General features: G+C 38.8%; 5 protein-coding genes. 3 read left to right on the top strand and 2 right to left on the bottom strand.

Going from position 1 to position 7,179, the window contains the following annotated elements; genetic code table 11:
• Positions 1-1,174 precede the first annotated feature (1,174 nt).
• A complete protein-coding gene (locus ACHFIY_RS09575) occupies positions 1,175-2,362 on the top strand; it encodes a hypothetical protein (RefSeq protein ID WP_410845862.1) in 1,188 nt (395 codons plus the stop codon).
• Between the two features lie 36 nt (positions 2,363-2,398).
• Here the strand turns inward: ACHFIY_RS09575 and ACHFIY_RS09570 are convergent, their stop codons facing one another.
• A complete protein-coding gene (locus tag ACHFIY_RS09570; RefSeq protein ID WP_410845861.1) occupies positions 2,399-4,447 on the bottom strand; it encodes a TonB-dependent receptor in 2,049 nt (682 codons plus the stop codon).
• A gap of 130 nt (positions 4,448-4,577) precedes the next feature.
• Between ACHFIY_RS09570 and mqnB the strand changes: the two genes are divergently transcribed.
• Complete coding sequence (mqnB, locus tag ACHFIY_RS09565; RefSeq protein WP_410845860.1) at positions 4,578-5,228, top strand: futalosine hydrolase; 651 nt, start codon at positions 4,578-4,580, stop codon at positions 5,226-5,228.
• A 109-nt stretch (positions 5,229-5,337) separates the two neighbouring features.
• Positions 5,338-6,177, top strand: a complete 840-nt coding sequence (locus ACHFIY_RS09560; protein WP_410845859.1) for a 1,4-dihydroxy-6-naphtoate synthase — start codon at positions 5,338-5,340, stop codon at positions 6,175-6,177.
• Between the two features lie 268 nt (positions 6,178-6,445).
• On the opposite strand, the gene ACHFIY_RS09555 is transcribed toward ACHFIY_RS09560, so the two are convergent.
• The gene (locus tag ACHFIY_RS09555) at positions 6,446-7,093 is read right to left on the bottom strand and encodes an acyltransferase (RefSeq protein ID WP_410845858.1); all 648 of its coding nucleotides are present in this window, start codon (positions 7,091-7,093) and stop codon (positions 6,446-6,448) included.
• Positions 7,094-7,179 lie beyond the last annotated feature (86 nt).

Raw genomic sequence — 7,179 nt, 5'->3', positions numbered from 1 at the left:
ATATATTATTATGAATTTTCATACTGTCAATCTGGTAATAGCAATCTTATAAACCTGCATTTATTCTTTAAAGTCCCCTTAACGTTCGTCAAAATCATCACCTAACAAAAGCATTTTTTGCACAAACAAATTTCCGTTCTTTGATTATGCAAGTGCTTTTTGTTTTTGATAGCAAAAATGCTGCAAAGTAAATTACTTCTTCTTTTAGGTTATTTGGCAATGTAGCTTTAGTGTTATAAATAGGGCGTATAAAAGTTTTTTGCTTGGTCTGACTGTTTTTGATTTGTCCTAAAACGTACCCTAATTTATAAAAACCTTATCTTTGCGCTAGAAATGCACCTTATACAAAGCATTTACAAAGCTTCTGTCACGGCTGCAATATCGTAGTTCTTTTTTTACTAATATTAAGATAGTAATTTTTAAAAATTAGGATATTATAATTCCTTATCAATAAATTATCACTTTATAATCATGAAATGACTAGTTTATTATCAGTTTATTATCAATAAATTATTAATAAATGATAGTAAATTATCATAAAATAATACGCTTTTTCTACTAAAAATTCGCTAATGTTATTGATAATCAATCCTTTACAAAAATTTAGAGGATTTGAAAAAAAATCTGAAGCGGCAAAAAAGACCAAAAATTGGCAAAACTGAAACTATTTTAATAAAAAGCCCAGTATAAGTGATATTAGAAAAACCAGATAAGTGCCATCATTTTGCCTCTCCCTTCTTGCTCCTTCTCCTGTGCAAGAATTTGGCGCTACCTTTTTGTATAAGTAGGGTCGGGTGGGAGCAGGGTTGTGCTAAGGTGAATTTTTTACCAAAAAATCAAAAAACTCCTATACACCCAAGTTATTGCAAATAGTGTTGTAAAGCCCCGAAGGGGTGTTATATAATATCGATGGGTATTGCCCATCGAATAAAGCAAAGTGTACCTATTACAAGGTTGTTTCTAGCTAAACATCAGTTGCTAATTGGGAGACTTTTATGCACCTGGTAGCTTCGCTAAGGGATATTGGGCTTCCCTACCTCAAGAAACATCCCTTCTCTTTTTCTGAAATAAAGTTCCCGTTCAACTGTTACAAAAAATCGGTGAACGGTACTATTACCATATAGCCGCAATTTATCTCCTACTGCTTAGGATTTGTTTTAAGTAAATTGAAAGAATGAAATTACCTGTCTGCAAGTTATTATCTGTTATTACAATTTTCAGTATGTACAGTTGCGGTAGCAAAAACTACCCTGCTGCTAGCCCTGCCGAGAAAACCCCCGCTAAACTAAACGAAACTTTGGTAAGCAACACGCAGATAGGTAGTTTTTCACCCGAGAAATACAACTCGGCATTTTACCCCACTGTGCTAGATGCAGCAAAAGGCATTGGTGCCCCTTTTTTAATACAGCAAGGCTACCTTAAAGTGCCAGGCATCACCTTGCAGGATAGTAGTTTTGACTATAACGGTGCAACCTACCAAACCCGGCAGCGTTATTGGAACCCCCATAAGGAAGATGAGGCCGATATGCCTAGTTATTATGTGAAAGCTAGTGCTTATGCCAATTATGGCGCAGATAACCTGCAAAGTATATGGCCAAATAAATGCCCCAATACTTTTTATAACAACGAAACAAAAACATTTACTGCTACTGTTGACTGTGTTGGCTATGGATCTAGGCTATTATCGGCTGTTGGTGATGGCTCGGCAGATAAGAATGCTTACCTAGATTTGATTTATGCGGTAAAAACAGCACATAATAGCTTATTTGCTGCCAAGGGGTATGTATCTACTGCTTATGGTTTTGCCATTAGTTTCCCAACATTGCCTGTTTGGGTAGATAAGGGCTGGATATATGTTTCTGGAAATATAGACTCTGAGGCTATTAATACATACAACCATTCAAAATACCCCAAAATAGGCATTTACAATGGGGTGCGAAAGGGTGGTTTCGCAAAAAGCCTGCCCGGGGATGTATTGGCTTTTGGCAATGGTCCCGGCACGAAATATAATGGGCATTTCATGGTGCTGGAAGAAGCCCCCCAATTATTGAATGAAGCAGGTTTGCGTAGCTATTACCCTGCTGTGCCAGATGGGGAAATAAAAAAAGTGTTGGCTGCCTATCATGTGTATGCTGTGCCTTTGTTTGACGATTCTGGCCTAGCTGCCCATTTTAACGATAGCCGCACCAAAACAAGTGGCATTGGTCATGGTACAGTGTTGGTGATGACAAGCCCTGTTGACGATGCCCCCATGGGCCTTGTTTTTAAAGGCACGGCAACCGACAAAACCATTAATATCAGGATGGTATCTGTAAATAATTCTACAAGTATGTACGCGTTATCAGTAGGGAGGTATAAATAAAATCAAATCATTTCAAAGGTTTTATGCAATAAGTCCTCACTGAAAACCCAATCTACACCCGCCATAAAAATTAATGCCAGCGGCAGGGTTGTAAAACCTTTTTCCAACAGCGTTAATGTCATTCCCTAGGCTATAAACCTCGTTCAATAAATTGTCCCCTCCCACATATATTTCAATGGTGGTTGACTTGCATTTTCCTGCCCAGCCAGCTTTTGTTTGTAGTAAATGATAGGCATTGGCAAATGCATCGTTTGCATCAGTCAAGGGGATTGATGAGGTGTAATTATAAGAAATATTCATAAACCAGCCTTTGTTTAGCTCGGCAGATAGGCTGCTTACACTACAGTTTACAGGAACCCCAGTAAGGCGATTGCCAGAAAAATTGCTATTCACTTGCTGGTAATTGATAAAGCGGTAAGGCTGGTAGCTATAACTTTCTGATAAGCGGATTGCTTTTAATAGCTTACTAGGCTTTTTTAGCAACTGGTACTGCAACCAAACTTCAGTGCCATTTTGTTGGGTAGTACCCGTATTGGCAAAATACTGTGTGCCATCGGTATTGTTGCGGGTTACAATGGTGTTTTGCAAATGGAAATGGTAATAGTTTACATCAAACAAAAGCCTGTGGCTAAATAAACCACCCTTAAAGCCTATCTCAGCATTCCAGCCATATTCTGGCTGCAATTCGGTGTTAAATACACGGTTGCTTGGGCGAATTTCTTGCAGTGAAGGTGGGCTAAAACCCTTTCCGATGGTGGCATAACCAGTTACAGAAGGCAATAGCTTATAACCTACCGATAACCTTGGCATAAACACAATAGCTGTATTTTTATGCGTGAATCCAGTGTTGCCGTCTGTTAGTCTTTTATAGCGGAATTGTTGGTTGTTGGCACTTACCCCAAACTGTGCATCCCATTTTTTGCCAGTGAATTGTATCTGGGAAAAGCCAAACCATTGGCTGCTGTATGTATTGTCTTTCAGTTGTATGGTGTCTGGCTCGCCGCCACGGTTGCCGTCATCTTCAATAATGGCGTGGTTGCTCAATATTTCACCACCTGTAATCCATTGCAGTTGAATTTGTTTTAGTTGGTGCTGATAAATAAGCTTTCCATTTGCCCCCATATTGGTTTCGTGCCTTGTTTCGTAGTTGGTAATAAATGGGTTTTTGAACAAGGTATGGTGAAGAACAATGGCGGCATCGGTAGAAAAAGACCGGTTAATATGGTACTGGTGGTGCAGCCCCACAAAAAATGTGTTGTTGTAAATGGCGGCTTGCTGCTGCACCGCACCTGGCTGGCTGCCGCTAGGCTGCCGGGCTAATGTGGGATTTTGCTGCATTTGGGCAAGCGTAATGCCCCCTGGGGTTTGGTAGTATAGCCTTGTATAAAAACTAATAACATCAAACTGCTGGCTGGCTTTTTTAAAGGAGGCATTCCAAGTAAGGTTGTCTTTGTGCGAGGCAGATTGTTGCCTGTACCCATCACTTTGTTGGTGGCTTTGAAGTAACTGGGAACTAAAATTTATGTTTTGGTATTTCCAACCTACCGATTCTTGCAGCAAGCCAAAGTTGCCACCATTTATATTAGCGGTGAATTGATGGTTAGGCTTTACGGTAAATTGATTGATTGTTTGCAATAAAACTACCCCGCCAGTGCCTGCACCATACATACTGGCGGCTGCACCCTTGGCTATTTCCACTGACGATAATTGCGTAACATCAATTAGGTTGAGATAGGTATTGCCTCCGCCATCTGTCAATGTCATATTGTTCCAATATACTTTGATGTTCCTTACCCCAAACGGAGACCGCAACACACTGCCACGCATTGCTATGCGAAAACTTATGGGGCTGCGTTCTTCCATCCTTACGCCCGGCACAGTATTTATGGCAGATAGCAGGGATGAAGTGCCAATTTGTTGTAGTTTCTTTTCGTTGATAACTGCAATAGCGGCTGGCACATCCTGCCATTGTTTGTTGTAATGAAATGACTGCACCGTTATTTCCTGCAGGCTGTCTTGCTTTTGTGCTAATAATGCCAATGGCAGTAGCCATGTAAAGGTAAAGATTGAATTTCTTTTATACATTATCAAAAGTAATGATAGAAAATAAACAATAATATAGCATTAGCAACCTATTTCTTACGAAATAGAAAGTTTTACTATTCTTGGCTTACTTGCTTCATTGCCTCCTGTTTTTTTACTGCAATTTTGCAACATGAAAATACTCGTTATTGCTGCCACTTCGATGGAAGTAGCGTTAGCAGCAGAAGAACTAAAAGGGGTTGCCCCTATTCAATTTCATATTACTGGCGTTGGCATGTTGGCTACAGCAGTTTCGTTAACAAAGTTAGCATTGCAACACCAGCCCACATTGGTAATCCAAGTGGGTATTGCAGGGGCTTTCGATTCGTCCTTGCCTTTAGGGAAAGTAGTAGCCGTAAGCGAAGAAATATTGGGCGATTTTGGCGTGGAAGAAAATGGGGCATGGAAAGATTTGTTTGCGATGGGTTTTGTGCAACGAGATGTGGCTCCTTTTACCAATGCACGGCTGGTGAATAGTTTCTTGCAAGATGTAAATATTTTACATTTGCCAGAAGTTGCAGCCATTACTGCAAATGAAATTACTACCCGCCCAAAACGAATAGCTCAGTTACAAGAATTGTACATCCCAAGTATTGAAAGCATGGAAGGGGCAGCACTTCATTATGTGTGCAACGATATTGGTATTCCTTATATACAACTAAGGGGTATCAGCAATTACATTGGCGAAAGAGACAAAAGCAAATGGAAGATACAAGAAGCAATAACCAATTTGAACCAAACTTTGCTAGATTTTGTAGATATGATACAATCTGGAGTAGAGTAAGGGTAGAAGGTTAACCACGAAGAAAGAAAGATTCAATACAGGACAAAAAAAAACTCTTTTTTCTTAGCGCTACTGCGACTATGCCTTTGTTCCAAAAAAATTAAAATATATGGCTATTTCCCTCGGATTTTCTCCTTGCCCTAACGATACTTTTATTTTTGATGCCCTTGTGAACAAGAAAATTGACACGGAAGGCTTGGATTTTGATGTGCAATTAGAAGACGTACAAACCCTGAACGAATGGGCAAAAGCTGGCAAACTTGACATTTCCAAAATAAGCTATGGCGTGTTGCCATTGGTGCTACAGCAATACAAAGTGCTAAACAGTGGCGGTGCTTTGGGCATGGGCGTGGGTCCACTTTTAATAAGCAACAAAGAAATAGCCCCTGCAGATTTGGAGGCTGCCATTAACAATAACATTATTGCCATACCGGGCATTAACACCACTGCACACCTGTTGTTTTCCTTAGCTTTTCCTAAAGCTACCAAAAAGCAATTCTTTGTTTTTAATGAGATAGAAAATGCGGTATTAAGCGGTCATGTAACGGCAGGTGTTATCATACACGAAAACCGATTTACTTATCAGGATAAAGGCTTGGTAAAATTGATTGACTTGGGTGCTTATTGGGAGGAAAAGCTCCATGTGCCTATCCCCTTAGGCGGCATCATTGCCCATGAAAGGATTGGTAAAAAAACTGCCTTGCAGATAGATACACTGATAAAGAAAAGTATTGAATTTGCATTCGCCCATTATCCTCAACTTACCGACTATATCCGCGAACATGCACAAGAAATGAGCGAGACTGTTATGCGAAAGCATATTGATTTATACGTAAACAATTTTTCCCTTGACTTAGGCGAAGAAGGTAAAAAGGCAGTATTAAAATTATTGGAGATTTATCATCAAAATGTTGGTACTGTATTTATTGATACGGGCAATATCGACTAGTTGCAATGACAAAAAAATAGTAAGTGCAAGGTTAAAATTAATTTTATTGATATTTGAAAAAGTAGCGGGCAAGCAAGTTACGAGATTTACATACAGTCTGGCGTAGCAAGAAGGGGTTACGCGGAGTAAGGTTTGGTTCTATCCTCTTGATAATGCAAGTCAAAACTTTGTGAAGTTGGCACTAGCGTGCAGCAGTAGCCACTAATTATTTGGTATAGAACGCTTGCGGTAAGTATAGCCCATCAGTGATAATAATCTTCGCAAAACTTTAAACTTCCCACGAAATGTTTTTCTTTAAAATTTTTGCTGGATTACCTGCAATAAGCATATTTTCTTCGCTAAATACTCCTTTGACTACTGAATTGGATGCGATAACACACCCACTTGGGATTGTCGTGCCTTTATAGATAGATACATTTGTCCCAATCCAAACTTTATTGCCAATGCTTATTCCATTATCACTAAATTCCTTTTTACCCTCATAATTGATCTTATGGAAATCTTCATCTAAAAATTGACAATTCCAAGATATTGCACAGTTTTCTCCTATCTCCAATTTATGCATAATAACCACAGAAGTAAATGGATTTATAAATGTTCCATTTCCTAATGTTACCAGCCCACGATTGCCTATATCAAATCTACAACCTCTGCCAATAGAGACATCACCGAGAATTTCTAATTTCCCACTTACATTTAAAAGGGTTACATCTTTATTGTGTGTAAATCCAACAGGAGATATGCCAACTTTTAAAAATCCTTTGATAATAATATTGCTAACTCCTTTTATAATTGCATTATGGTCTGCAACTATATTTTTCCTTTTGGCACGATAGAAAATGTGTTTCAATAAAACTATTAGAAAGTTGGAGCCTGACTTTCTGCAGGAGTAAAATAACTTTTTAAGTTTTTTCATAATCATTTAGACTAATGTCATTTTTGTTGTTATAAATATTTACCACTTGTAGCTTTTCCAATTTTTTTTCTGCAATACTTTTATAA

Origin of the sequence: Parasediminibacterium schistidii, assembly GCF_046546515.1 — a bacterium.
GTDB lineage: Bacteria > Bacteroidota > Bacteroidia > Chitinophagales > Chitinophagaceae > Parasediminibacterium.
This window is presented reverse-complemented; position numbering and strand designations above follow the sequence as displayed.

What these genes read in the sequence shown, in the direction of transcription:
- ACHFIY_RS09575 (WP_410845862.1), top strand. Translation starts at nt 1,175, where the DNA reads ATGAAATTACCTGTCTGCAAGTTATTATCTGTTATTACAATTTTCAGT.
- ACHFIY_RS09570 (WP_410845861.1), bottom strand. Translation starts at nt 4,447, where the DNA reads ATGTATAAAAGAAATTCAATCTTTACCTTTACATGGCTACTGCCATTG.
- mqnB (WP_410845860.1), top strand. Translation starts at nt 4,578, where the DNA reads ATGAAAATACTCGTTATTGCTGCCACTTCGATGGAAGTAGCGTTAGCA.
- ACHFIY_RS09560 (WP_410845859.1), top strand. Translation starts at nt 5,338, where the DNA reads ATGGCTATTTCCCTCGGATTTTCTCCTTGCCCTAACGATACTTTTATT.
- ACHFIY_RS09555 (WP_410845858.1), bottom strand. Translation starts at nt 7,093, where the DNA reads ATGAAAAAACTTAAAAAGTTATTTTACTCCTGCAGAAAGTCAGGCTCC.